The organism is Massilia sp. 9096, assembly GCF_000745265.1.
Classification (GTDB): domain Bacteria; phylum Pseudomonadota; class Gammaproteobacteria; order Burkholderiales; family Burkholderiaceae_D; genus Telluria.
Map to the genome: position 1 here is coordinate 2,523,995 of NZ_JQNN01000001.1, position 23,650 is coordinate 2,547,644.

The following is a 23,650-nucleotide window of genomic DNA, read 5'->3' on the forward strand; positions in this document are numbered from 1 at the left end:
AAGATAGGCGGGTTGCCCTCTTGCCGGGAATACAATGCGCGTCTTGCCGATTGGCGCGGCGATTGCCGCTGTACTGCTCGCAGGCGCCGCCGCTGTTGCGTTCGCCGCATCCGACACCGCCGCCACCCACGGGGGCGCGGTCGCCGCCGTTGCCAGGAACACGAGCGCACACATGACTGCTCGCGCGCAGGCGCCCATGCTTGCTGGTGCCGGTGCTGGTGCGCTCGCCCGCGCGAACGCGCCGCCGCAAACGCCGCCGGCGCCGCTGGTGACCCCGCCGGCCACCCCGCCCGCCACCACCCTGCCCGCGCCCGGACCCGGCGAGACCGACGAGACCGCGACCCTGCCCACGCCCTCGTCCGCCGCCCAGCAGCTGTACTCGGCCGCCAAGGGCGACCTGCTGCAGATCCGCATGATCCTCAAGAACGGCCGCAGCCAGTCGACGGTCGGTTCGGGCTTTTTGGTCGGCACCGGCAACCTGGTGCTGACCAACTACCACGTCGTCTCGCAGATGGCGCTCGACCCCGCCGTCTACGCCGCCGAATACATCGATACCGACGGCAAGACCGGTCCGGTCGAGCTGCTGGCGGTCGACGTGCTGCACGACCTGGCCGTGGTGCGCGTCGACCGCGCGGGCAGCGGCTTCTTCCAGGTGCCGGACACGCCGGTCAGGCTGACCCAGGGCCAGTACCTGTACTCGCTCGGCAACCCGCTCGACCTCGGCTTTGCGATCTCGGAAGGCGCGTACAACGGCGTCATCACGCGGAGCTTCTACGACCAGCTGATCTTCACCGGCCCGATCAACTCGGGCATGAGCGGCGGGCCGAGCGTCACCGCGGCCGGCATCGTCGCCGGCGTCAACGTCTCCAAGCGCCGCGACGGCGAACTGGTCAGCTTCCTGGTGCCGGTCAAGTACGCCCAGGAGCTGCTGCGCCGCGTCGCCGTTCAGGGCCACCCGCCGAAAAACTTCAATCCGCTGATCGGCCAGCAGCTGCTGGCGCACCAGCGCGAGATGATCGACCGCCTGCTCGCCGAGCCGCTCACGATCAAGAGCATGGGGCCGTACCGCGTGCCGGTGCGCGAATCGCAGCAGTTGCGCTGCTGGGGACGCTCGAACTTCCGTCTCGAGGCCGAGTACACGGCCGACTCGGTCAGCTGCGCGATGGAAGCGGCGATCTACGTCTCCGACACCCAGCAGACCGGCCACGTCTCGATGACGCACCAGTACCTGCGCTCCACCACCATGGCGCCGCTGCAGTTCGCCTTCCTGGCCAGCAGCCAGTTCCGCGTCGACCGGCTCGGCTCCGCGCGCGACACTCGCCTGACGCGCCCGAGCTGCACCGAGCAGTTCGTGCAGACCGCGACCTTGCCGCTGCGCGCCGTCACCTGCGTGCGCGCCTACCGCAAGTTCGCCGGCCTGTACAACTTTACGCTGCTCAGCGCGAGCACCGACGACGACCACGCCAGCCTGCAAAGCCGGCTCGACCTGGCCGGCGTCTCCTACGACAACGGCCTGCGCGCCACGCGCGCCTTTTTGTCCGCCCTGGGACGGGTGCAGGTGAAAGGCGCACGCGCCGGGGGACGCAAATGAACGGCCCCTGGTTCATCGAGATCCTGGCGCGCAGCGGCGACGTGCTGCAGCGCCATCGCGTCGACGCCCTGCCGATCCGCATCGGACGTGGCTACGACAACGACTTCATCCTCGACGACGACTACGCCGCCGCGCGCCATGCCGTGGTCGAGTGGGTGGGCGAGACCGGCGCCGCCGGCCAGCCGGTGCTGCGCGACCTCGGCAGCATGAACGGCATCGTCCACAAGGGCAAGCGCCAGGCCAGCGTGTCCCTGGCGGGCGACACCGTGGTGCGCATCGGGCACACCTCGATCCGGGTCCGCCCGGCCGCCTTCGCGGTCGCGCCGGAACTGGCGGACCGCACCTTGCACGGCTGGGAAGGCGTGCTGCCGGGCGCGGCCGGCGCGCTGCTGATCGGCCTGTTTTCGCTGTTCGCGCGCTGGATCGCCGACACCGGCTACTTCGAATACGTGCGCTACGTCGAGGCGGTGGCCTGGGGCATCGGCGCGGCCCTGCTGTGGAGCGGCGCCTGGGCCTTCGCCAACCGCCTGTTCGGGCGCCACGCGCGCCTTGGGCGGCATCTGTTCATCATCGGCTGCGGCGTGGTCGCACTGGGCGGCTACGCGCTGCTGGCGTCGACCCTGGGCTACGCGTTCTCGCTCGAAGCGTTCACGCATTACGCCTCGCACGTGGCGACCGTGCTGGTGGCGGCCACCATCTACTTCCACCTGTGCACCATCAAGCCGCCCAACCGGCGCCGCTACCGCTGGATCTGTACCGGCCTGGCGGTGCTCGGCTCGGTCCTGATCCTCACCGCCAACGTCCAGCGCACCGGGCGCTTTTCGGATGAGCTCTACATGGCCACGCTGATGCCGCCGCAACTGCGCGTCAGCCAGGACAAGGGCGTCGACCAGTTCATGCGCGAAGTCGAGGGGATGAAGGAGTCGCTCGACCGCTCGCGCGGGCGCAAGCCGGGCGAGGATGAGATCGAGGACTGAGGTCCCGGGCCCAGCCCGGTGGATGCGGGATTGCCGGCGTCTCGCACCGGACATGCCCGATTGCGCCCGCCCCGGCCCGCCACTACCATGGTTGCATGGATACGATGATCGTGGTTTTCTGCGCGGGCATGCTGGCCGGGGCGATGAATGCGCTGGCCGGCGGCGGCTCGTTCGTGACGCTGCCGGCGCTGATCGCCGCCGGGGTGCCGCCGGTTTTGGCGAACACGTCGAGCACCGTCGCGCTGTTCCCCGGCGGCCTGGCCAGCGCCTGGGCCTACCGCGACGGCCTGCAGCCGGTCGGCGCCGTGCCGCTGCGCGCGCTGCTGGCCGCGACGCTGTGCGGCGGCCTGGCCGGGGCGCTGCTGTTGCTGCGCACGTCGGCCTCGAGCTTCGCGATCGTGTTGCCCTGGCTGCTGCTGGTGGCGTCGATCGCGCTCGCCTTCGGACGGCGCATCGGCGCGGCCTTGCGCGCGCGCGTGCGCATCCACGCGCACGCGGTGCTGGCGCTCCAATTCCTGCTCGGGATCTACGGCGGCTATTTCGGCGGCGCGGTCGGGATCATGATGATGGCGCTGTGGGGGCTGTTCGAGCCGCGCGACATCAAGCACCTGAACGCCCCGCGCACGCTGATGGTCAGCGCCGCGAACGCGGTGGCGGTGCTGGCCTTCGTCGCGGCGGGCGCGGTGCGCTGGCCGCAGACGCTGGCGATGCTGGCCGGCGCCGTGCTGGGGGGCTTCGGCGGCGCCCATGTCGGACGGCGTACGCCGCCGGGCGTCATCCGCGCGCTCACGCTGCTGGCCACGGCCGCCATCACGCTGGCGTTTTTCGTCAAGGCCTATGCGCCCGCGCTGCTGCGCTGAGTGCACTGGAGGGCAAAGCGGCATCGATCACCCGAGACTCATGCCAAAACTCACGCCGTGCCGCACGGCAGCGTCAGCACGAAGCAGCTGCCCTGCCCGGGCCCGGCGCTGAACGCGGCGACGCTGCCGCCGTGCAGCTCGGCCAGGCGCTTGACCAGGGCCAGGCCGAGGCCCAGTCCGCCCTCGGCGCGGCCGGCGCTGCGGCTGCCCTGCATGAAGCTGTCGAACACGTGCGGCAGCAGGGCCGGGTCGATGCCGATCCCGTTATCCTCGACCCGCACCTGGGCTTCGCCGCGCTCCGCGTGCACGCGCAAGGCGAGGTGGATGCGTCCGCCCTCGGGCGTGTACTTGGCCGCGTTGCCCAGCAGGTTGGCGACCACCTGCACCAGGCGCTTGTGGTCGCCCGAGACCATCGGGTGCAGCGCCCCCAGTTCGGTTTCGAGCCGGTGCCGGCGGCGCTCGACCTGGGGCCTGGCCTGCTCCACCGCGTCGCACACGGCGGCATGCAGGTCGACCGGTTCGGCATCGAGCGCGAGCAGGCCGCGCGACACGCGCGACAGGTCCAGCAGGTCCTCGATCAGGTGCGTCATGTTGGCAACCTGGCGGCCGATGATCTCGCCGGCGCGGCGCACCCGGGCCGGGTCGGCGTCGCCTTGCATGCGCAGCAGGTCGGCCGCCGCGCCGATCGGCGCCAGCGGATTGCGCAGCTCGTGCGCGATCAGGGCAAGGAAATCGTCCTTGTTGGCGTCGGCCTGGCGCAGCGCGGCGAGCGCGCTTTCGCGTGCGCGCTCGGCCTCGCGGCGCGCCTCTTCCTCGCGGTACAGCAGCACGGCGGCTTGCCAGACCACGGCGGTGAACAGCGCGATCATGCCCCATGCCAGGCAAGCGATCGCCGTGGTGACGTCGATCCGCTCCAGGTCCAGCGCGATCCCGCAGGCCAGGCCGAGCAGCACCGGCAGGGCCAGCGCCGACAGCAGCAGGCGCCGCACGATGCGGGCGCCGGCGTCCGACCCGCCAACGGCCGCCATCATGCCCTCGTGCGGCCGCAGCCCCAGCAGCGCGATCGCCAGCAGCATGAACGAGAACGTGGTCAGCACCGAGGTGCCCCGCGCCGGCAACAACGCGTACAGCGCGGTGTCGCGGAAGGCGTAGCTGGCCAGCGTCAGCAGCGCCAGCATCAGCACCGCCAGCGCCAGCCACTGCCCCGCCTGCACGCGCCGCAACAGCCCGCCGCACAGCAGGCTGGCCCCGGTCATCAGGAACATCGATGCCGTCACCGGCGAGGTCAGCTTGTTCAGGTCGATCCACGCCAGGCCAGGCAGGTGACGGTGCGCGTGGATCAGCGAATGGCACAGCAGCAGCAGCGCCGCGATCGCGACCAGCAGCAGCGCTCCGCTGCGCGCCGTCCTGCCGCGCGTCTGGCGCAGGATGGCCGCGCCGGCCGCCACCATCAGCGCGGCCGTCATCGGCACCATGGCCGGCAGGCCCGGCTGCACCGACGTCAGCGTGTCGTCCCCGGTCACCCAGCCCAGCGCGCTGAGCGCGGCGATGACCACGCAGGTGGCGACGCAAAATACGGACAGGGTGATGCGTGACGGGGTCAAGGCGGTCGGTCGCGTGTTTGATATCAATAAGGCATTGTAATGGCCGGGTCCGCCAAGCGGCGCGCTCCGTTACAACTGTTTCATTTTGACAAGTCAAGCAGCTTGCGCCATCATCGGCGTATGAGCGCTCTCCGCCGCAATGCGGTCTTCATCTGTGCCTGGCTCCTGTTCTGGGCGCTGATGATCCTGGTCGAACTGCAGGACTTCATCCGCAACGAGCACAGCCACGCGCTGTGGAAGCCGCTGCTGTGGACCGGCTCGTCGGGACTGGTCGCCACCCTGTTCACGCTGGTGCAATTGCATGCCACGCGTGACAGCGACGCGCTGCTGGCCACGCCGTCGCGCTGGTTCGCGCGCCAGGCGCTGTGGCTGCCGCTGTACTGGATCGGCTTTACCCCGCTGGCTTTCGGCATGCGCCTGGCGGTGTATGCGCTGGCCGGCGAGACCTATGGCCACGACCCCTGGCCCAAGGTCTTCCTGTACGAGTCGATGAAGATCTCGATCTTCTTCGGCCTGTTCACCGCCGTGCGCTTCGGCGTGCAGTCGTATCGCGCCCTGCTCGACGAAAAGCTGCGCCTGGAGCAGGCCGCCGCCCTGCTGCGCCAGGCCCAGCTGCAGCGCCTGGCCCAGCAGATGCAGCCTCACTTCCTGTTCAATGCGCTCAACACGATTTCCTCGCTGATGCACAGCGACGTCGAGCTGGCCGACGCCACGCTGGTCCAGCTGGCCGAGGTGCTGCGCGCCACACTGGCCCTGGGCGATGCGCACGAAGCGTCGCTCGACTTCGAATTGCGCCTGGCGCGCGGCTACGCCGGCGTGATGGCGGCGCGCTTCGACGGCCGCGTGACGATCGGCTGGGAGGTCGACGAGGCCCTGCTCGGCCAGCGCCTGCCGGCGATGAGCCTGCAGCCGCTGATCGAGAACGTGTTCAAGCACACGGTCGAACAGCGCCGCGGTGCGGTGCGCGTCGGCGTCTCGGCCATACGCGAGGCCGGGCAGATGGTGCTGCGGGTCGAAGACGACGTGGGCACCTTAGCGCCCGCCGCGACGGGCGCGCCGGCGCCGTCATCCAGCGCCATCGATGCGCCCGGCGGCATCGGCCTGGCCAACCTGCGCGCGCGCCTCAGGGCGCTGCACGGCGAGCGCGCCAGCTTGTCGCTGGCGGCGCGCGACGGCGGCGGCGTGCGCGCCGAACTGAGGCTGCCGTGCGCATCCTGATCGTCGACGACGAGCGCCCTGCGCGCGACAAGCTGCGCCGGCTGCTGGCGGGCCAGAGCGGCATCGAGGCGGTCGACGAAGCGGTCGACGCCATCGACGCGCTGGCGCGCATCCCGCTGTTCCGGCCGGACGCCCTGTTCCTCGACATCGAGATGCCCGAGCTGTCCGGCCTCGAGCTGGCGGCGTCGCTGCCGGAACCGGCGCCGCTGCTGGTGTTCGTCACCGCCTGGAACCAGTACGCGATCCGCGCATTCGACCTCGACGCGATCGACTACCTGCTCAAGCCCTACGACGCCGAACGGCTGCAACGCGCGCTGCAGCGCCTGCGCGCGCGCGTGGATGCGCGCACGGACGCAGGCGCGCGCGGGCACGCGCCGGGCAGCGACGCTGCAACCGAAGCTGCGACCGGAGCAGCAAGCGAAGCAGCGGGTGATGCCGCGGCTTCGGCATCGGCGGCCACGCCGGAACCCGCGCCGCAGAAACTGCCCCGGCTCGGTCCGCTGCGCCAGCTGCTGGTGAGCGAACGCGGCGGCACGCGGGTGGTGCGCATCGACGAGATCCGCTGGATCGAAACGGCCGACAACTACGTGGTCCTGCATACCGCGAGCGGCAGTCCGCTGCTGCGCCAGACGCTGGCGGGACTGGTGGACCGGCTCGGCCCCGACTTCGTACGCTGCCACCGGCGCGCCGCGGTGCGCCTGGCCTGCATCGAGCGCCTGCTGCCGCTGGACAAGGGCGATTGCGAACTGCAGCTGCAGGGCGGCATGCGCGCCCCGTGCAGCCGCCAGTACCGGGCGGCGTTGCTGGAGCGCCTGGGGGCGCGGCGCAGCCGGCCGGAGCGGCTTGATGACGCCCGGCGCAGCCGGGCTGGTGGAAAGACAGGAAAGCGGGAGGCAGCCTTAGTGCGCGGTGGCGCTGCGCTGCTGGCCGCCCGGCTGCTGCTGGCTCGACTGGCTATGCTGCTGGCCAACGCCTTGTTCATCGATGCCCTGGCCGTCACCGTTGCTGCGCTGGATGCGCGAATCGCCTTCGCCCGAGCGCGAGAACGGATCGGCGTACTGGCGTGCGGTTTCCTGCTGGGCGCGCAGGCCGCGTTCGGTCTGCTCGCTGGCGTCGCGCGCCACTTCCTCGGCCAGGGCCTGGGCAGTGCGGCTGGTGTTCTGCAGGTGCTGCTCGGTGACGCGGGCCAGCTCGACCTGGGCGTCGGCCGCCAGGCGGGCGATGTGCTGCTGGTAGGCGCGCAGCTTGTCGCTGGCCGGTTGGGCGCGCGCTGTGGCGGCGCTCAGCAGTTCGGTCTGGCGGTCGGCGTTCAGCATCTGCTTGCCGGCCAGGGTGGTTTCTTCCAGCATGGTCTGGACCAGCTGGATGTTCAGGTCGAACACCTGCTGGAAGGACTTGAACATCGACTTGGACACGTCATTCAGGAACGCGGTCTGGGCATCGACGTGGGTGCGAACCGCCGGGTTGATCGCTCGTGGAAACGGATACATGCGTACCTCACTCATCATTGACTACGGTTGCAAGATGGCGGACGGTGCCGCCGTGGATGGCTGCGGACACGGCGCCGCCCCGGTCTCGGGCGGCGCACGTGCGGTCCGCGGCACGAAGCTAGAAGACTAAGCGTGGCGCATAGCCAACCTTTGATTTGAACTAAGCGTGGAGGCTTGTATTCCCTGAAAGGCGGTTCCTGGCGCGGTAATTGCTTAGACTCAATTGCTTGACGCCGCAAGGAGCCCCCATGTTTCTGCCAAACGATGTCATCCAATACACAGCGCCGGTGCGCACCCTGCGCATCCTGTGGATCGACCGCGAGCGCGCCCTCGCCGCTACCTTCGAACTCGGCCGGCGTAACGGCCAGCCGCACACGATGGCCTTGCAGGTGCTGGCCGACGACGTGCTGGGCCGGCGCGCGCGTTTGCTGCTGCACGACCCGTACGCGGCGCCGCCGGCCCCGCCCGACCTGCCGCCCAAGCACCTGGCCCTGCGCGACAAGGCCTGGGACATCGTCGCCTGCCTGCAGGCCGAGGGCCCGGCGCTGTACCAGGCGCGTGCGCGGGCCGCGCTGGTGGCGCGCTGCGCCGAAGCGCACGGCGTGTCGCGCCCGAGCGTGCTGCGCTACCTGCGCCGCTACTGGGAGCGCGGCCAGGTGATCGACGCGCTGCTGCCCGACTACGGCAATTCCGGCGCGCGCGGCAAGACGCGCGGCGCCAGCGCCGGCGTCAAGCGTGGCCGGCCGCGCAAGCCGGGCCAGCCTGCGGGCCTGAACATCGACGCCGCCACCCGCGCCGTGTTCAGCACGGCGGTCGCGCGCTACCGGGCCAGCCACGGCGACTTTTCGCGCCGCGCCGCCTACCGCCAGATGCTGGCCGAGTTCTACCCGGCCTGCGAAGCCGGCACCGCGCCCAGCTTCGGCCAGTTCAGTTACTGGCTCGAGCGCGACGGCTGCGTCGCCGCGAACGGCATCGGTGTCGCCGCGGTGCAGCACGGCTTGTCCGCCTGACCATTCCAGTGCGTACGCACCCATGATGGTGCAATGCCGCAAAACGGGCCGCGCGGCCCGTTTTTCATTTGCTTTATGCATATCGATATGCAGTAGGCATTCCATCAAACCATAGAAAAAATAAAGTGTGTCGCCTGCCGATCAAAGTGCGTACGGCGTCGCGGCCCGGTGCCGTCCCTCACGCACGTATGCACAGCAAGACAGGGGCGCAAGAACGAACTTTATTTGATTTTGCCGCCTTACGCCGGGCTGACATTCAGCCGAGCTAGGAAAGAACTTTATTTTCCACATAAACCTGTTTTATTTCGAGTATCTCGCTGGCACGCCTATTGCTGAAACTCAAGCAACACATACGTGTTTTTGATGACCAGTTGAGGTGCGGATGAATCCTGTAAGCCCGTCGCTGACCCGACGCGAATTCCTGTTCCGTGCCGCCGCAGTCGGCGGTACGGCCCTGTTACTCAACACCATGAATGCCTGGGGCATGGGCATCGCCTCCAGGGTCAACGCGCCGCCTGCGCTGAGCGGCAGCGGCAAAGGCAAGAAAGTGGCGATCCTGGGTGCGGGCCTGGCCGGCATGACCGCCGCCTACGAGCTGTCCAAGCTGGGTTACCAGGTCGAGGTGCTCGAAGCCCGGCCCTTCGCCGGCGGACGCTGCCAGACCGCGCGCAAAGGCTTCGGCCTGCAGGAACTGGGCGGCGAGATGCAGACCTGCCGCTTCGACGACGGCCTGTACATCAACCACGGCCCCTGGCGCATCCCGCTCGACCACCAGTCGACGCTGTACTACACGCGCGAATTCGGCGTGCCGCTCGAAGTCATGGTCAACGAGAACGACCATGCCTGGGTCTACATGGAAGACGCCGGTCCCTTCTCAAAGCAGCGCCTGCGCCAGGAACGCATCAAGGCCGACATGCGCGGCCACGTCACCGAACTGCTGGCCAAGACGGTGCAGGCGAAACAGCTCGACACCCAGCTCAGCGCCGACGACCAGGTGCTGCTGCTCGACTACCTGCAGCACCAGGGCGCGCTGTCCGGCAAGGACCTGGCGTACAAGGGCCGCAACGGCGCTGGCTACGCGGTCAACCCGGGCGCCGGCCTCAATCCCGGCACGCCCTACGATCCGCTCGGTTTTCACGACCTGCTGGCCTCCAAGGTCGGCAAGGTCTACAGCGCGGTGCAGGAATTCCCGATGCACGCGACGATGTTCCAGCCGGTCGGCGGCATGGACCAGATCGCGAAGGCCTTCGCCAAACGGGTCGGCCACAAGATCCGCTACGGCCAGGAAGTGCAGACCATCCGCCAGTCGCCCGACCACGTGACGATCACGGCCAAGGACGTCAAGAGCGGCAAGATGTCGACCGTGACGGCCGACTACGTGCTGTGCGCGATCCCGCTGTCGGTGCTGCGCACCATCGACACCGACTTCTCGGACAAATTCAAGGGCGCGATCAAGCAGGTGTCGTACGCCCCGGTCGGCAAGATCGGCCTGCAGATGAAGCGCCGCTTCTGGGAGGAAGACGACGCCATCTACGGCGGCCACGTGCTCACCGACATCAAGGGCATCAACACGATCTCGCTGCCCTCGACCGGCTGGCAATCGAAGAAGGGCGTGATCCTCGGCTACTACCACTACGCGCTCGACGCGATCGAAGTCAGCGCGCTGTCGCCGACCGAGCGCGCCGAGTTCGCGGTGAGCGCCGGCGAAAAGATCTTCCCGCCCTACCGCGAGTCGTTCGAATCGTCGTTCTCGGTGGCCTGGCACCGCGTCCAGTACAACCTGGGCGGCTGGGCCGAATGGGACCACGCGGGACGCCAGGGCGCCTACCCGATCCTGCTGGAAGGCGAAGGCCGCGTGATGCTGGCCGGCGAGCACCTGAGCTACCTGACCGGCTGGCAGGCCGGCGCCATCGAGTCAAGCTGGATGCAGATCGAACAACTCCACAAGAAAGCAAGCGCATGAAGCTACGACACCTGATCGCCGGCGCGGTCCTCAGCGCCGGCGCCACCCTCGCGCAGGCGCAAGCCCAGGGGCCGGCGATGGACGGCAAGGCCCTGTTCACCAAGAACTGCGCGGCCTGCCACCAGGCCAGCGGCAAGGGCATCCCCGGCGCATTTCCGGCGTTGGCCGGCAACGCCTTCGTGCAGGGCCCGGCCACCGATCCGGCCACGGTCCTGCTCAAGGGGCGCGGCGGCATGCCCGACTTTTCCAACAGCCTCGACGACGGCGAGATCGCCGCGGTGCTGAGCTACGTGCGCTCGAGCTGGGGCAACAGCGCGGCGCCGCTCAGCGCCGACGACGTCACGGCCCAGCGCACTGCGCTCGGCGTGGCGCCGGCCACGCACGGCAAGTTCGGCAACAAGCACTGAGCACACACCGACCATCGAAAGGAGACCCATGCAAACCACCAAACGCGCCCTGCGCCGCATCGCCCTGCCCCTGCTGCTGTGCGCCCTGCCCGCACTGCAGGCCCAGGCCCAGTCCATCGTGCGCCACAAGATCCCCAACTCGGACTTCCCGATCGCCCAGGCGGTGACGCTGCCGCCCGCGACCACGATCCATTTCGTCAGCGGCCAGGTGCCGCCCGCGATCGACAAGGCCGCCGATCCGAACACGCTGGCAGCGTATGGCGACACCAAGACCCAGACGACCGGGGTACTGACCAAGATCCAGGACGTCCTGAAGGGGATGGGCTTGACGATGGGCGACGTGGTCAAGATGCAGGTGTTCCTGGTCGGCGACCCGGCCAAGAACGGCAAGGCCGACGTGCCCGGCTTCCAGGCCGCCTACACCCAGTTCTTCGGCGGCGCCCAGCCGAACCTGCCGACGCGCGCCGTGGTGCAGGTGGCCGGCCTGTCCAATCCCGGCTGGCTGGTCGAGATCGAGGTGGTGGCGGCCAGGAAGTAATCACCGGAGCACCCAACAGCAGTACGCAGCAGCACGGCAGCACGCAGCACGCAGCACGGCATGTCCAGCGAGGCCGACGCCAGAGCGGCCCGCAAGCGGCATCTTGGAGATGAATAACGACTCACGCTCGAACCAGCAACGTCCGATCCATTCGTCCAAAAAGTCCAACAAAGGGGTATTCATGCACAAGGTCATCCTCCACACCGGCGTCGCCGCCGGCGTCCTGTCCTGCAGCCTGGGCCTGGCCCACGCCGCCGAGGACGACAAACCCGCCGCGCCCGCCGCCGTCACCCCGGCCGCCGAGGCCGGCCCGACCAGCGCCGGCGTCGTGATCGTGACCGGCACGCGCGTCACCGGTTTGAAAGCCGAGAACAGCGCGGCGCCGATCCAGGTGCTGGACGCGAGCTCGCTGGCGCGCACCGGCCAGCCCGACCTGATCCAGGCGCTGTCGCAGAACCTGCCGTCGCTGAACGCCCAGGCCTTCGGCGGCGACATGGCCAACATGACGCTGTCGGCGCGCCTGCGCGGCCTGTCGCCCAACAACACGCTGGTGCTGGTCAACGGCAAGCGCCGCCACGGCACCGCCAACCTGGCGGTGCTGGGCGGGCCGTACCAGGGCGGCGCGGCGGCCGACCTGAACTACATCCCGGTCTCGGCCATCGACCACATCGAAGTGCTGCAGGACGGCGCGGCCGCCCAGTACGGCACCGACGCCATCGCCGGCGTGGTCAACATCATCCTCAAGTCCAACTACAAGGGCGGCACCGCCAACGTCAACGGCGGCGGCTACGGCGACGGCGGCGGCCACACCGGCGACGGCGCGGCCAACATCGGCCTGTCGCCGTTCGGCGATTCGTTCCTGAGCCTGACGGTCGAAGACAAGTACCACGGCTTTTCGGACCGCGGCGGCATCGATCCGCGCGTGATCGACGCCGCCACGCTGGCGGCCAACCCGAGCCTGAAGAGTGCGCCCGGCTACCCCAACGTCAACCACATCCAGGGCGACGCCCAGTACCACCAGCAGATCGCCGCGGCCAACTTCGGCGTCGACCTGTCGGGCGACGTCAACCTGTACAGCTTCGCCACCTACGGCCACAAGAAGGCGGCCGCGTTCGAGAACTACCGCCTGCCGAGCCGCCTGCCGACCCTGTACCCGCTCGGCTTTTCGCCGCAGGAGAGCTTCAAGGAAGACGACTACGCCTGGACCGTCGGCCTCAAGGGCACGATCGCCGGCAACTGGCGCTGGGACCTGTCGAGCACCTACGGCCGCGACGAAGCCAAGGTCGGCGTCCAGCATTCCGGCAACGTCTCGCTGTTCACCGACACCGGCTCGACGCCGACGGACTTCAACGCCGGCAAATTCATCGCCAGCCAGTGGACCAACAACCTCGACCTGAACCACGAGTTCGACGTCGGCTGGGCCACGCCGCTGACCTTCGCGGTCGGCCTCGAGCAGCGCCACGACACCTACGAGATCCAGTCCGGCGATGCGCCCTCGCGCTACAAGGAAGGCTCGCAGGCCTTCCCGGGCTTCTCGCTGACCGACGCCGGCAGCCACAGCCGCAACAACGGCGCCGCCTACATCGACCTGGCGGCGCAGATCGTCAAGGGCTGGACCGTCGACCTGGCCGGCCGCTACGAGCACTTCAGCGACTTCGGCAACGCCAAGGTCGGCAAGCTGACCACGCGCTACGACGTGTCGCCGATGGTCGGCGTGCGCGCGACCTACTCGAACGGTTTCCGCGCGCCGACGCTGGCCGAGGAATACTATTCGGCCACCAACGTGTCGCCGCACAGCGCCTTCGTGCAGCTGCCGCCGAACTCGCCGGGCGCACGCCTGGTCGGCGTGAACGGCCTGCGTCCGGAAGCCTCGACCAACATCAGCGCCGGCATCGTGCTGAACCCGGCCGCCAACGTCTCGGTGACGCTGGACGCCTACCAGATCACGATCCGCGACCGCATCGTCGGCTCGGGCGCGCTGTACGGCTCGGGCGGCGCGGTCAACTCCCCGGCGGTGACGGCGGCGATCCTCGCCAACGGCAACGTGCTCGATCCGACCGTGGTCCAGACCGGCATCAACATCTTCTCGAACGCAGTCAACACGCGCTCGAAAGGCCTGGAGTTCGTCGCCACCCTGAACAGCAACTTCGGGACCTGGGGCCGGGTCGACTGGTCGCTCGCGGCCAACGCCAACAAGACCGACGTCATCAAGATCAACCAGGCCCCGAACCAGCTGCAGCCGCAGACGCTGCTGGACGCGGCCGCGATCTCGGACATCGAAACCGCCTCGCCCAAGATCCGCGTGAACCTGGGCGCGCTGTGGCACTACGGCGCCTGGACCGTGAACGCGCGCGAAGCGTTCTATGGCCGCGCGTCGGAGATGGGTTCGGAAAACGGCTCGACCTACTACGAGACCGTGATCAAGCCGACCGCGATCACCGACCTCGAAGTCAGCTACCAGGTCAACAAGGCCTGGACCGTGTCGGTCGGCGCCAACAACCTGTTCAACCAGTACCCGAACCACATCAACAACGGCCTGCTGGCCGAGCAGCGCGCCGCGCTGGACAACGCGGCGGTCACGATCCTGCCGTCGTTCTCGCCGTTCGGGATCAATGGCGGCTACTACTACGCGCGGGTCGGCTTCAAGTTCTGAGGCCGCATCGGCGGCGGGTTGGAGCTGACGGGCCCGGGGCTGCGAAGTCCCGGGCTTCTTCGTTAGTGGCGGCGATGGCGCGTGGCCGCGCGCAGCGCGTCGAGGCGCTCGCGCCGGTCCTGCTGGGCCGAGTCGAGGCATTCGCACTGGCGGTAGACGCGGTCGGCGGCCAGCGCGGCGGGCAGGCGGACCTTGCGGGTGGGACGGGTTGGCATGATCGGTTCGACGCCGGGACGGCATCGCTTGTGAAGACCGGTCCAGGATAGCCAGGCCCGGATAAAGGCCGGCTAAAGAATCGCGGCGGGGCCGTATAGCCGCCGTAAAAACCCGGTGGCCTCAAGGCGCCAGCTTGCTGCCGCAATCCTTGCAGTAGGCGGCGTCGGCGCCGTGGCCGCCGCTGGCGCAGGCGCCGCAGCTGCGGACCTCGCGCGCGGGCGCAGGGTCGGGCTCAGGGTCGGGCGCACTCGCGGGTGCGGACGCCTGCGCGTGCGAGGGCGCACGCCCGCCCGCGCGCGCGAGGGCCCGCGCGGTGGTGCGCAGCGTCCCGCGCCGGTCGTTGCGGTCGCGATGGCGCACCGTCATCTCCGCGGTGACGATCCCCGTGGGCACCGCCAGGATGCCCCAGCCGAGCAGCATCATGAACGACGCGATCGCCTTGCCGGCGCCGGTCTTGGGCGCGATGTCGCCGTAGCCGACCGTGGTCAGGGTGACGGTGGCCCAGTACATCGCGGTCGGGATGCTGGTGAAGCCGTTGGCCGGCCCTTCGATCACGTACATCACCGTGCCCATGATGACGATCACCATCAGCACCACCGACAGGAACACCAGGATCTTGCGCCGGCTTGCGGCCAGCGCCTCGCCCAGGCGCGTGTACTCCTCGATGTACAGGGTCAGCTTGAAGATGCGGAAGACGCGCAGCAGGCGCAGGATGCGGATGTCGAGCAGCATCGCGCTGCCCGGCACCAGCAGCGAAAAATAGGTCGGCAGCACCGACAGCAGGTCGATCACGCCGAAGAAGCCGGTGGCGTAGCGCCAGGGCCGGCGCACGCACAGCAGGCGCGCGGCGTATTCGACGGTGAACAGCAGCGTGAAGCCCCACTCCAGCCCGTTCAGCACCGGTCCCCAGGCGCGTTCCAGCTCGGGCACGCTGTCCAGCACCACCACCAGGATGGACAGCAGGATCGCGCCCACCAGCAGGATGTCGAAGCGGCGCCCGGCCGGGGTGTCGGCCTCGAAGATGACGTCGTACATGCGCCGCCGCAGTCCCGGAGGCGGCTTGCCGTAGGACGGCGGCGCCTGCGGGACGTAGGCGGGTGCGTTGTCCAGCCCGGCGTCATCCATCTCGGCGCTCAATCGGCGTGGCGCTCGACCCAGGTGGCGAAGCATTCCATGAACTGGGTCAGGAAGCCTTTGAGCGACTCGTCGTTCAGGTTGCCGGCCTCGTCGAACTTGCCGGCGATGCCGCCAATATAGGCCTCGGGCATCTGCATGCAGGGCATGTTGAGGAACACCAGGCACTGGCGCACGGCGTGGTTGGCGCCGAAGGCGCCCAGCGCGCCCGGCGAACAGCTGACCACCGCGCACGGCTTGCCGGTCCAGGCGGCGTGGCCGTAGGGGCGCGAGCCGACGTCGATGGCGTTCTTGAGCACCGCCGGCAGCGAGCGGTTGTACTCGGGCGTGGCGAACAGGACGCCGTCGACGGCGCCGATGCGCTCGCGGAACTCGGTCCAGCGCGCGGGCGGGTTGTCGGTTTCGATGTCCTGGTTGTACATCGGCAGCTCGCCGATGTTGACGATCTCCAGCTCGAGCGTGGGCGGCGCCACCAGCATCATGCTCTTGGCCAGCTTGCGGGTGAACGATTCCTTGCGCAGGCTGCCTACCAGTACTGCGATCTTGCGAGTTGCCATGATGCTCCCTTTGCGCGTCAGCGGTGTGGATGGGTCGGAATCCAGATGGTAACGAATTTCCGGCGGCAGGCGCGCGCTGGCGCAAACCTGCCTGGGCCATACTGAGCCCATGAAGATCCGATTCACCATCGTCGCGTCCGCCCTGGCCGGCCTGGCCGTGTGCGCCTGGGGCGCCGCGCCGTACGCCTCGCTGCTGCGCGCCCACCGCTTTGCCGAAGTCGAGCGGCTCGCCGACGCCGCCCTGGCGCGCGATCCTGCGGAGCCCGATGCCCTCGCCGCCAAGTCCGAGGCCATCATGGCGCTCGACCACGAGGGCCGTACCGAGGAGGCGCTCCGGCTCGCCGAACAGTGCATCGCGGCGAATGCGCAGCATTCGAACTGCTACCTCGCGCACGGCAACGCCCTCGGCGCCAAGGCCCAGCACGCCGGCCCGATCGCGGCGATGGGCCTGGCCACGCGCATCCGCGACGATTTCCTCAAGGCAGTCGAACTCGATCCGCACAACACCGACGCGCGCTTCGCGCTGCTGGACTACTACATCCAGGCCCCGGCCCTGGTCGGCGGCGGCCGCGCCCGCGCCCGCGCGCTGGCGGCGCAGACCGAAGCCGTCAGTCCCGCGGCGGGCAGGCTGATGCAGGCCCAGCTCGCCCTGGCGGACAAGGATTATGCGCAGGCGCAGGCGATCCTGCACGCAGTGCGCACCGGCGGCGACGAGATGGCGGCGGACCGCCAGCGCGAGCTGATGGCCGCGCTCGGCCAGCACTATCGGGCCGACGGCAAGCACGCCGACGGCGACAGCGTCATGCGCGATGTGCAGCAGCGCTTTCCGGAGGCCGGCGCGACGCCCTGATGGGCGACGCCATGATGCGTGCGCGCGCGGCCGGCGTCAGATCCGGCGCCGCCGATACTCGTCCAGGAAGGTCGCCGCGGCGCGCTTGTCGAGCACGCGCACCGGATCGCCGTGCCAGCTGTACAGGAACGGCGCGCCGCCGGCGCGGTCGGTCAGCTTGGCGCGAATCAGAAAGCGGGTGCCGGCCGGATAGCGTTCGGGATCGACCAGGGCACGCGCGCATTGCACGCGCATGCCGGTCGAATACGCCTGGCCGGCCATCGGCTTGATGCGCAGGCGGCCGGAACCCGGATCGACGATGGATTCGACGGCCACGTCGCGGTAGGCCCAGGGGTCGCGCGCCATCGGAGCTCGCTACTTACCGCGGACTCAGCCCGCGTTGCGGATCAGCAGCGCGGTCGCTTGCGCTGCCATGCCTTCCTCGCGGCCGAGGAAGCCCATCTTTTCGTTGGTCTTGGCCTTGATGTTGACCTGCTGCGGCGACACGCCGATGTCTTCGGCGATGCGCGAGACCATCTGCGGGATGTGCGGCGCCATCTTCGGCTGCTGGGCGATGATGGTGGCGTCGATGTTGCCGATCGTGTAGCCGGTGCCGAGCACGCGGTTGGCCGCTTCGCGCAGCAGCGTGCGCGAGTCGGCGCCGGCGAACATCGGGTCGGTGTCCGGGAAGTGCTTGCCGATGTCGCCCAGGCCGGCGGCGCCGAGCATGGCGTCGATCACGGCGTGCAGCAGGACGTCGGCATCCGAGTGGCCCAGCAGGCCGAGGCGGTGCGGAATGGTCACGCCGCCGACGATCAGCTTGCGGCCTTCGACCAGCGCGTGGCAGTCATAGCCGGTACCGATGCGGAACGGCGGAGTGGGGTTATACGATGCAAGAGCCATAGCGATTCACACGAGTTCGGGTTGGGACACGGCCAGGTACAGTTCCGCGATCCGGATGTCGTCCGGCAGCGTTACCTTCAGGTTGCGCGGATGGCCTTCGACTAATTTGGGGGTCAATCCGAGCGCTTCAACCGCACTGGCGTCGTCGGTAATCGCCCTGGGGTCAGGCGCGGCCGACAGGGCCTGGCGCAGCAGCTGGTAACGGAACATTTGCGGGGTCTGGGCCAGCCACAGGCCGTTGCGCGGCACCGTGCCGACCGCCTCGCCTTCGATGCAGCGCTTGACGGTGTCGACCACCGGCAGGCCGAGCAGGCCGCCGACCGGGTGGTCGCCGGTTTCGAGAATCAGCTTTTCGATCAGCGCGGCGTCCAGGCCCGGGCGCGCGGCGTCGTGCACCAGCACCCAGTCGCCGTTCGACAGCGTGCTAGCCAGCGCGGCCAGGCCGTTGCGCACCGACTCCATGCGGGTGGCGCCGCCGCAGCGCAGCACGGTCACGCCGTGGTGCGGCGCGACCTGGTCGATATAGGGATCGTCCTGGCTGACCACGACGAAGGTATGCGCGATCAGGTCGCTCGACTGGAAGGCGTCGAGCGTGTGGCGCAGCATCGGCTTGCCGCCGATTTTCAGGTACTGCTTCGGGCTGCCCGCGCCCATGCGGGCGCCGACGCCGGCGGCGGGAATCAATGCGAAATAACGTGTTGCTTGAGTGTGAGGCATGGTGTCTGTCGGTTTATGATCGTGGGCGTCTTGTCGATCCAATAAGAGACTGTACCTCACCTTGGCAAACTTTGCTGAGACGCGCGTATTCCTGCGGACTGTCGATCGCGGCCTGGCGGCGTTCGATGCCCTGCATCTCGGCGCGGATGACCGGCAGCCAGGCGCCGTCGATCTCGCGCTGCAGCATCGCCCTGCCCCGCCCGGCGCGCGCGACCACTGCCCTGCCCTGGACGCGAGGCGCCAGTCTGGCGCGCACCGTTTCTTCCACGTTCGGCAGCGCCTCCAGGTACGACTTGAGATGACGCATTTCATGCGCGAGCAGCTCGCTGTAGGCGCAGGTGCCGGGCGCGAATTCGCGCCCGATGTAGACCACGATCGGCTCGTATGTCAGCGTCACGGCCACGCGCGGCAGCACGCACTCCAGGCCGGCTTGCGGATCCTGCAGCAGTTCGCCGTCGACCTGCACCGTGACGTGCGACTCGGTATGGGTCAGGCCCAGCACCAGGCCGCGCACGACGTGCGGACGCTTCATGCGCGTGAGCGTGCGGTAGGACAGGCTGTTGTCGATGCGCCAGCCATTGCCCTGGGTCGTGAAGCGCGCGCCGGCGCCGCCGGCGGCAGCCTTGCAGCGCGCCTCGAAGCCGGAAGCCGGGTCTGCGGCTGCGGCCGCCGACCCGGCCGGGATGGCCGCCGCCGCGCCAGACGGCGCGGCAGCCAGGGCGAGCGCGAGCGCGCACGCGCCTGCGAGGGCGCGCGCGCGCGCGGTCGCCGGCGCGGTCATTTACTCGGGCTGCCAGGCGCCCGACGTGAATTTCTCGAGCCAGAAGATGCCGATCACGGTCTTGACGTCGGTGATCTCGCCACGCTTGACCATCTGCAGCAGTTCGGGAACGGTGGCGGTGAAGGTATCGAGGAACTCGCCTTCGTCCAGCTGCGCTTCGCCCTCGTGCAGGCCGCGCGCCAGGAACAGGTCGAGGTGCTCGTCCGAATAGGCGATCGCGTTGTGGATGGTGGTGACGAAGTGCCACTCGCTGGCGGTGTAGCCGGTTTCTTCCAGCAGCTCGCGCTTGCCGCAGGCCAGCGATTCTTCGCCCGGATCGATCTTCCCGGCCGGGAACTCGATGAAGACCTTTTCGTTCGGATAGCGGAACTGGCGCTCGAGCAGCACACGGCCATCGTCGAGCAGCGGCAGGATCACCACGGCGCCCGGATGGCGGATGTATTCGCGGAAGGTCTCCTTGCCGTCGGGCAGGCGCACGCGGTCGCGTTCGAGTTTGAGGAATTTCCCTTCGTAGACGACGTCGCCGTCGATGCGGGTTTCTCTCAGGTGGGAATCCATGGTTGCTCCGGTCAAATACTTCGTTAATCGATTCACCGCACCGGAGTACGGAAAGCACGTTTCGGCCCCCGGCATTCGTTTGCCACCAACGAAACGGGGGCCGCGAAAACCGTAGCGAGCGGCCGCAGTGGTGGTCGAGAAGCGCAGCCGTACTTACGGTACGGCCGGTCCGCCGTAGCGGAGCATCGCAGACCGCCAATGCAACGCGCAGTAGGTTTGCGCGGCGCCCTACCGTCTCAGGTATCGCAGGACGAAACCCGGGAATGCGAATACGACGAATACGCAGGCCGTGATCGCATAGAACTCCCAGGTCTGGGGGAAAACGTTTCCGATCCGGGATTCCAGCAGATAGGCGAGTCCGCCGACGACGAAGTATAAGACAAACAACTCGAGAAGGCGCACGACGAAGTGCTTCGTGTGCGGCCTTTCCTGCGTGTCGCTGCCTGGCTTTGCACCAGGCAGCGGGACGAATCCAAACACGCTCTCGTTCAGGAACGGCAGGTTGGCGAGCGCCAGTGCGACGGCGATCACCAACCAGCTTGCCAGGGAGACATCCACCGGATTACGAACCCAGGGTGGCCTTCATGGCGTTCAGGCAACCGGCCAGCAGCGAGCCCGGCAGCACGCCCAGCAGGACGACCAGGATGCCGTTCAGCGACAGCACCACGCGCATGTCCATCGGCGCCGAGATCGGCGAGACGTCGGTGGCGTCGTCGAACCAGATCGTCTTGACGACGCGCAGGTAGTAGAACGCGCCGACCAGCGAAGCCATCACGGCGACGATCGCCAGCCATACCTGGCCGGTGTTCATCACGGCGTCCAGCACGGCCCACTTGGCCATGAAGCCCATCATCGGCGGCACGCCGGCCAGCGAGAACATCAGCACGGTCATGACGATCGCGTACCACGGGCTGCGGCGGGCCAGGCCCTTGAAGTCCGAGATTTCCTCGGCTTCGAAGCCGGAGCGCGCCAGCATCATGATCAGGCCGAAGCTGCCCAGCGTGGTCAGCACGTAGGTGATGACGTAGTACATCGAGGCGCTGTAGGCGACCGCGGCGTTGGCGGCATTGGCGGCGTCACGCGCGCCGACCACGCCGGCCATCATGCCGAGCAGGACGAAGCCGAGCTGGGCGATGGTCGAGTAGGCCAGCATGCGCTTCAGGTTGGTCTGGGCGATCGCGGTCAGGTTACCGATGACCAGCGACAGCACGGCCAGGGCCAGCAGCATCTGCTGCCAGTCGAACGCCATCGGCAGCAGGCCTTCGACCAGGATGCGCAGCATCATGGCGAACGACGCGAGCTTCGGCGCGGCGCCCAGCAGCAGCGTGACCGCGGTCGGCGCGCCCTGGTACACGTCCGGCACCCACATGTGGAACGGCACCGCGCCCAGCTTGAAGGCCATGCCGGCAACCACGAACACCAGGCCGAACACCAGGATGGTGTGGTTGGCGGCGTTGGCCGAGACCAGTTTGTAGATGGTGGTGATGTCGAGCGAGCCGGTGGCGCCGTAGATCATCGAGATACCGTACAGCATGAAGCCCGACGCCAGCGAACCCAGGATGAAGTACTTCATCGAGGCTTCGGTCGAGATCGCGTGGTCGCGGCGCATCGCCACCAGGGCATACAGCGACAGCGACATCAGTTCCAGGCCCAGGTAGATCGGCAGCATGTTGTTACCACTGATCATGATCATCTGGCCCAGCGTGGTGAACAGGGCGAGCACGTAGAACTCGCCGCCCATGTTACCGGACATCATGCCGCGCTCGCCGGCGTACTGGCGCGAGTAGACCAGCGTGATGCCGACCGCCAGGTAGGTGAACAGCTTGAGCAGGTTGGCCATCGGGTCCGACACGAACATGTTGTAGAACGTGTAGGTCGTGGTGCCGGCGGCGAAGTCGCCGTAGGTGATCACTGCGCAGCCGACCAGGGTCAGCAGCGACAGGATGTAGGTCAGGGTCCGCTGCCCTTCCTTCAAAAACATGTCGACCAGCAGGATGGCGCACGAGGCGACCACCAGGAAGATTTCAGCGGACACGGGCGCCATGTTCATGGCGGCCGTGGCAGTGGTGTTAAGCATTGGATTCATATCGTCTTGTAGGTCCGCTTCTTCTTAGTGGCCCAGGGTCGCTACCGCTTGCGCCGGCAGCTTGCTGACGGACACGTGCTGCAGCAGGTCGGCCACCGAGGTCTGCATGGTGTCGGTGAACGGCGCCGGATACAGGCCCATGTAGATGGTCAGGATGGCCAGCACGCCCAGCATGAAGAACTCGCGGCCGTTCAGGTCCAGCAGTTCGCGCACGTGGCTGTTGCCCATCTTGCCGAACACGACGCGCTTGACCATCCACAGCGAGTACGCCGCGCCCAGGATCAGGGCGGTCGCGGCCAGCAGGCCGATCCAGAAATGGTATTGCACCGCGCCCAGGATGACCATGAACTCGCCGACGAAACCGGAGGTGGCCGGCAGGCCGCAGTTGGCCATCGCGAACAGCACCGAGAACGCGGCGAACTTGGGCATGCGGTTGACCACACCACCGTAATCGGCGATCTGGCGCGAGTGCATGCGGTCATACAGCACGCCGATGCACAGGAACATCGCGCCCGACACGAAGCCGTGCGAGATCATCTGGACGATACCGCCCTGCACGCCGATCTCGTTGAAGATGAAGAAGCCCAGCGTCACGAAGCCCATGTGGGCGACCGACGAGTACGCCACCAGTTTCTTCATGTCGGCCTGCACCATCGCCACCAGGCCGATGTAGATCACGGCGATCAGCGAGAAGGTGATGATCATCGGCGCCAGGTAGTGCGAGGCGTCCGGGGCGATCGGCAGCGAGAAGCGCAGGAAGCCGTAGCCGCCCAGTTTCAGCATGATCGCAGCCAGCACGACCGAACCGCCGGTCGGCGCCTCGACGTGGGCGTCCGGCAGCCAGGTGTGCACCGGCCACATCGGCACTTTCACGCCGAAGGCCATCAGGAAGGCCAGGAAGATCAGGACCTGTTCGGTCATGTTCAACGGCAGCTTCTGCCAGGCCATGATGTCGAAGGTGCCACCCGACTTGTTGTACAGGTAGATGATCGCGACCAGGGTCAGCAGCGAGCCCAGGAAGGTGTACAGGAAGAACTTGAACGATGCGTACACGCGGTTCGGGCCGCCGAACACGCCGATGATGATGAACATCGGGATCAGCGTGGCTTCGAAGAAGAAGTAGAACAGCAGGCCGTCGAGCGACGCGAACACGCCGATCATCAGGCCCGACAGCAGCAGGAAGGAACCCATGTACTGGGCCACGCGTTCCTGGATCACTTCCCAGGCCGAGATCACGACGATGACCGTGATGAAGGCGGTCAGCGGCACGAACCACAGGCTAAGGCCGTCGATGCCGAGGAAGTACTCGATGTTGAAGCGGGCGATCCACGGTGCGCGCTCGACGAACTGGGCGCCGTGCGCGCTGTTGCTGAACTGCGTGAACAGCGGGATGGTCGGCAGGAAGCTGACCACGGAACCGACCAGGGCCAGCATGCGGGTGAAGCCCGCACGGCTGTCGCGACCGACCGCGAGGACCAGGACGCCGAACAGGATCGGCAACCAGATCGACAGGCTCAGGTACGGAGGAAATGTAGAAATAGACTGCATCTTGTTTTTC

23 protein-coding genes and 1 pseudogene are annotated in these 23,650 nt (G+C 68.1%); 11 read left to right on the plus strand and 13 right to left on the minus strand.

The window, feature by feature from the left end; all coding sequences use genetic code 11:
* The first annotated feature begins 172 nt into the window (after nucleotides 1–172).
* The 3 genes from FA90_RS10680 (at nucleotide 173) to FA90_RS10690 (ending at nucleotide 3,428) form a co-directional block, all read left to right on the plus strand.
* Entirely contained in the window at nucleotides 173–1,591 is a 1,419-nt protein-coding gene (locus FA90_RS10680) for a serine protease (protein WP_081933780.1), read from the plus strand.
* Nucleotides 1,588–2,568, plus strand: a complete 981-nt coding sequence (locus FA90_RS10685) for an FHA domain-containing protein (RefSeq protein ID WP_036168596.1) — start codon at nucleotides 1,588–1,590, stop codon at nucleotides 2,566–2,568. The genes FA90_RS10680 and FA90_RS10685 overlap by 4 nt, the downstream gene beginning before the upstream one ends.
* Before the next feature lie 95 nt (nucleotides 2,569–2,663).
* A complete protein-coding gene (locus FA90_RS10690) occupies nucleotides 2,664–3,428 on the plus strand; it encodes a sulfite exporter TauE/SafE family protein (protein WP_036168598.1) in 765 nt (254 codons plus the stop codon).
* Nucleotides 3,429–3,478: 50 nt separating this feature from the next.
* Here the strand turns inward: FA90_RS10690 and FA90_RS24990 are convergent, their stop codons facing one another.
* Nucleotides 3,479–5,032, minus strand: coding sequence for a sensor histidine kinase KdpD (locus FA90_RS24990; RefSeq protein ID WP_051971702.1), 1,554 nt, complete (start codon nucleotides 5,030–5,032; stop codon nucleotides 3,479–3,481).
* Nucleotides 5,033–5,152: 120 nt separating this feature from the next.
* Between FA90_RS24990 and FA90_RS10700 the strand changes: the two genes are divergently transcribed.
* Both FA90_RS10700 and FA90_RS10705 read left to right on the plus strand, forming a co-directional pair.
* Nucleotides 5,153–6,250, plus strand: coding sequence for a sensor histidine kinase (locus FA90_RS10700; protein ID WP_051971703.1), 1,098 nt, complete (start codon nucleotides 5,153–5,155; stop codon nucleotides 6,248–6,250).
* A pseudogene (locus FA90_RS10705) lies at nucleotides 6,238–7,053 on the plus strand (LytR/AlgR family response regulator transcription factor); the annotation flags it as partial. The gene FA90_RS10700 and the pseudogene FA90_RS10705, both read left to right, overlap by 13 nt.
* A gap of 96 nt (nucleotides 7,054–7,149) precedes the next feature.
* Here FA90_RS10705 and FA90_RS25615 read toward each other — a convergent pair.
* Nucleotides 7,150–7,758: a phasin family protein gene (locus tag FA90_RS25615; protein ID WP_307172405.1), complete on the minus strand. Its 609-nt coding sequence runs from the start codon at nucleotides 7,756–7,758 to the stop codon at nucleotides 7,150–7,152.
* A gap of 230 nt (nucleotides 7,759–7,988) precedes the next feature.
* Here FA90_RS25615 and FA90_RS10710 point away from each other — a divergent pair, with 230 nt between their 5' ends.
* From FA90_RS10710 to FA90_RS10730, 5 genes are all read left to right on the plus strand, one after another.
* Complete coding sequence (locus tag FA90_RS10710; protein WP_036168600.1) at nucleotides 7,989–8,750, plus strand: hypothetical protein; 762 nt, start codon at nucleotides 7,989–7,991, stop codon at nucleotides 8,748–8,750.
* Between the two features lie 382 nt (nucleotides 8,751–9,132).
* Entirely contained in the window at nucleotides 9,133–10,713 is a 1,581-nt protein-coding gene (locus FA90_RS10715) for a flavin monoamine oxidase family protein (protein WP_036168602.1), read from the plus strand.
* The gene (locus tag FA90_RS10720) at nucleotides 10,710–11,120 is read left to right on the plus strand and encodes a cytochrome c (protein ID WP_036168604.1); all 411 of its coding nucleotides are present in this window, start codon (nucleotides 10,710–10,712) and stop codon (nucleotides 11,118–11,120) included. Before FA90_RS10715 ends, FA90_RS10720 begins: the two co-directional genes overlap by 4 nt.
* Nucleotides 11,121–11,148: 28 nt before the next feature.
* Nucleotides 11,149–11,658: a RidA family protein gene (locus FA90_RS10725; RefSeq protein ID WP_036168606.1), complete on the plus strand. Its 510-nt coding sequence runs from the start codon at nucleotides 11,149–11,151 to the stop codon at nucleotides 11,656–11,658.
* A gap of 181 nt (nucleotides 11,659–11,839) precedes the next feature.
* Nucleotides 11,840–14,311, plus strand: a complete 2,472-nt coding sequence (locus tag FA90_RS10730; RefSeq protein ID WP_036175232.1) for a TonB-dependent siderophore receptor — start codon at nucleotides 11,840–11,842, stop codon at nucleotides 14,309–14,311.
* 62 nt (nucleotides 14,312–14,373) lie between these two features.
* Here FA90_RS10730 and FA90_RS26360 read toward each other — a convergent pair whose 3' ends face one another.
* The 3 genes from FA90_RS26360 to FA90_RS10740 all read right to left on the minus strand — a co-directional run bounded on the left by FA90_RS26360 (nucleotide 14,374) and on the right by FA90_RS10740 (nucleotide 16,221).
* Nucleotides 14,374–14,526 carry a hypothetical protein gene (locus FA90_RS26360; RefSeq protein WP_156116664.1) on the minus strand — a complete coding sequence of 51 codons (153 nt, stop codon included), beginning with the start codon at nucleotides 14,524–14,526 and terminating at the stop codon, nucleotides 14,374–14,376.
* Nucleotides 14,527–14,647: 121 nt separating this feature from the next.
* Complete coding sequence (locus tag FA90_RS10735) at nucleotides 14,648–15,652, minus strand: ion transporter (protein WP_051971704.1); 1,005 nt, start codon at nucleotides 15,650–15,652, stop codon at nucleotides 14,648–14,650.
* Nucleotides 15,653–15,660: 8 nt separating this feature from the next.
* The gene (locus FA90_RS10740) at nucleotides 15,661–16,221 is read right to left on the minus strand and encodes an NADPH-dependent FMN reductase (RefSeq protein WP_373994635.1); all 561 of its coding nucleotides are present in this window, start codon (nucleotides 16,219–16,221) and stop codon (nucleotides 15,661–15,663) included.
* A gap of 106 nt (nucleotides 16,222–16,327) precedes the next feature.
* Between FA90_RS10740 and FA90_RS24995 the strand changes: the two genes are divergently transcribed.
* Nucleotides 16,328–17,068 carry a hypothetical protein gene (locus tag FA90_RS24995; protein WP_051971705.1) on the plus strand — a complete coding sequence of 247 codons (741 nt, stop codon included), beginning with the start codon at nucleotides 16,328–16,330 and terminating at the stop codon, nucleotides 17,066–17,068.
* 36 nt (nucleotides 17,069–17,104) lie between these two features.
* On the opposite strand, the gene FA90_RS10750 is transcribed toward FA90_RS24995, so the two are convergent.
* From FA90_RS10750 to FA90_RS10785, 8 genes are all read right to left on the minus strand, one after another.
* The gene (locus FA90_RS10750) at nucleotides 17,105–17,413 is read right to left on the minus strand and encodes a hypothetical protein (protein ID WP_036168611.1); all 309 of its coding nucleotides are present in this window, start codon (nucleotides 17,411–17,413) and stop codon (nucleotides 17,105–17,107) included.
* Between the two features lie 24 nt (nucleotides 17,414–17,437).
* Nucleotides 17,438–17,950: a 2-C-methyl-D-erythritol 2,4-cyclodiphosphate synthase gene (gene ispF, locus FA90_RS10755; protein ID WP_036168613.1), complete on the minus strand. Its 513-nt coding sequence runs from the start codon at nucleotides 17,948–17,950 to the stop codon at nucleotides 17,438–17,440.
* 6 nt (nucleotides 17,951–17,956) lie between these two features.
* Complete coding sequence (gene ispD, locus FA90_RS10760) at nucleotides 17,957–18,667, minus strand: 2-C-methyl-D-erythritol 4-phosphate cytidylyltransferase (protein WP_036168621.1); 711 nt, start codon at nucleotides 18,665–18,667, stop codon at nucleotides 17,957–17,959.
* 13 nt (nucleotides 18,668–18,680) lie between these two features.
* A complete protein-coding gene (locus FA90_RS10765) occupies nucleotides 18,681–19,448 on the minus strand; it encodes a hypothetical protein (RefSeq protein ID WP_239700670.1) in 768 nt (255 codons plus the stop codon).
* Entirely contained in the window at nucleotides 19,449–20,006 is a 558-nt protein-coding gene (locus tag FA90_RS10770; protein ID WP_036168623.1) for an NUDIX domain-containing protein, read from the minus strand.
* A 228-nt stretch (nucleotides 20,007–20,234) separates the two neighbouring features.
* A complete protein-coding gene (locus tag FA90_RS10775; RefSeq protein WP_036168625.1) occupies nucleotides 20,235–20,564 on the minus strand; it encodes a DUF2818 family protein in 330 nt (109 codons plus the stop codon).
* 4 nt (nucleotides 20,565–20,568) lie between these two features.
* Complete coding sequence (gene nuoN, locus FA90_RS10780; protein WP_036168627.1) at nucleotides 20,569–22,083, minus strand: NADH-quinone oxidoreductase subunit NuoN; 1,515 nt, start codon at nucleotides 22,081–22,083, stop codon at nucleotides 20,569–20,571.
* Nucleotides 22,084–22,116: 33 nt separating this feature from the next.
* Nucleotides 22,117–23,640, minus strand: coding sequence for an NADH-quinone oxidoreductase subunit M (locus FA90_RS10785; RefSeq protein ID WP_036168629.1), 1,524 nt, complete (start codon nucleotides 23,638–23,640; stop codon nucleotides 22,117–22,119).
* Nucleotides 23,641–23,650: the final 10 nt, after the last annotated feature.